Source organism: Mesorhizobium sp. M7A.F.Ca.CA.003.01.2.1, assembly GCF_003998945.1.
GTDB lineage: Bacteria > Pseudomonadota > Alphaproteobacteria > Rhizobiales > Rhizobiaceae > Mesorhizobium > Mesorhizobium ciceri.
Map to the genome: position 1 here is coordinate 1 of NZ_RZRA01001593.1, position 570 is coordinate 570.

Annotated in this window: 1 protein-coding gene; it reads right to left on the reverse strand. The window is 61.9% G+C overall.

Going from position 1 to position 570, the window contains the following annotated elements:
- Positions 1-78: 78 nt before the first annotated feature.
- Positions 79-570: putative PEP-binding protein (locus EN969_RS34415; RefSeq protein ID WP_348632433.1), on the reverse strand; the 492-nt coding region annotated here is incomplete at its 5' end.

Genomic DNA, 570 nt, shown 5'->3' on the forward strand with positions numbered 1-570 from the left:
AGGAACAATGTCGAGATTACGCGGCGCGGCCAGCACGTTCGCGTGAATTGTCTTACAAAACGGTAAGCTGGATGGATCCTATCCGCGGCCTGTTTTCGCAACCAGCACCGCTGCCTGCGCTGCCGCCAGCCTGGCGATCGGCACGCGATAGGGCGAACAGGACACGTAGTCGAGGCCGACCTCTTCGCAAAAGCGGATCGAGGCCGGATCGCCGCCATGTTCGCCGCAGATGCCGAGCTTGATGTCGGGCCGCGTCGCCTTGCCCTTTTGCGCGGCCATGCGCACCAGTTCGCCGACGCCCTCGATGTCGAGCGAGACGAACGGGTCCTGATCGATAATGCCCTTCTGGCGGTAGGTTTCCAGGAACGAGGCCGCATCGTCGCGCGAGATGCCGAAGGTCGTCTGGGTCAGGTCGTTGGTGCCGAAGGAGAAGAATTCGGCTGATTCTGCAATGACATGCGCGCGGATGGCGGCGCGGGGAAGCTCGATCATCGTGCCAGTGAGATAGTCGATCTTGACCCCGGTTTCCTCCATGACGCTCTTGGCAACCGCATCGATGCGCGCCTTGAC